The sequence below is a fragment of the Amycolatopsis thailandensis genome, from assembly GCF_002234405.1.
Taxonomy (GTDB): Bacteria; Actinomycetota; Actinomycetes; order Mycobacteriales; family Pseudonocardiaceae; genus Amycolatopsis; species Amycolatopsis thailandensis.
Genome location: NZ_NMQT01000313.1, coordinates 1 through 1,090, shown reverse-complemented (window position 1 = coordinate 1,090; position 1,090 = coordinate 1). Strand labels below are relative to the sequence as shown.

The window sequence follows — 1,090 nt, the reverse complement described above, 5'->3', positions numbered from 1 at the left end:
GACCGGGTCAACCCATTTGCGGGTCACCCGGCCAGCGCGCGGCGCAGGACACCGCCCAGTTCGTCGAGCTGACGGCGCGAGACCTCGGCGGACAGGATCGCTTGTGAACCGTGGAAGGTGCCGGGCCACTGGTGCAGTTCTACAGAGACCCCCGCTCGCAGCATGCGCGCCGCGTAGTCGATGTTCTCGTCCCGATTGGGGCAGAACTCGGCGGCGGCCACGTACGCGGGCGGCAGACCGGAGAGATCGGTGGCGCGCGACGGAGCGGCGTAGGGCGAAGGGGCGGGCTTGCCGTCCAGGTAGTACCGCCACATCGCGGCGACCCTGTCACGGTTCATCCACGGCGTGTCGGTGAAGGTCCGCGCCGACCACGACTCCCGCCGGTCGTCGAGTCCCGGCTGGTTGAGCAGCTGGAAGCAGATCCGAGGCCCTCCTTCGTCGCGTGCCCGCAGCGCCGTCGCGGCCGCGAGACCACCACCCGCGCTGTGCCCGCCGATCGCGATCCGGTCGGGGGAGACACCGAGTTCGGCCGCGTGGTCCGCCGTCCAGTTCAGCACCGCGTAGACGTCGTCGAGCGCCGCGGGAAACGGATTCTCGGGCGCCAGGCGGTACTCCACCGAGATCACCACCGCGCCGGAAGCTTCGGCTATCCGGGCCGCCCATGGATGTTCGGTGTCCAGATTCCCCATGACCCAGCCACCGCCGTGCAGCCAGACGACGGCGCCCCGCGCCTCGTGCGGCCGGTAGACCCGGACCGGCACAGCGGGCTCCCCGGGCACCGTCCGGTCCTCGACCGTCATCGCCGAGGTGTCCGGCCCCGGCACCGAAGTGGCCAGCTTCGCGAAGCTCGCGCGATCGGCGACCGGGTCGTCGAGGGTCACCGGAGGGAACAGGGCGACGAAGGCTTCCAGCTCGGGATCCATGACGGTCATCCTTCCAGCCGGTGGACCGGGGATCGTCCGCCATCCGTCGCGCGCGATCGCCCCTTCGCGCGACGATCGCCGCGTAGGCTCGCGGACATGGAGGCACTGGCGGCACGGTTGTCGCATCTCGATCCTGACGTCGAGGGCGCGATCCGGGTCGTGATGTT

1 protein-coding gene is annotated in these 1,090 nt (G+C 70.7%); it reads right to left on the bottom strand.

Annotation, left to right across the window (positions count from 1 at the left end):
* Nucleotides 1–23: 23 nt before the first annotated feature.
* A complete protein-coding gene (locus tag CFP71_RS42545) occupies nucleotides 24–923 on the bottom strand; it encodes an alpha/beta hydrolase (protein WP_093939461.1) in 900 nt (299 codons plus the stop codon).
* Nucleotides 924–1,090: the final 167 nt, after the last annotated feature.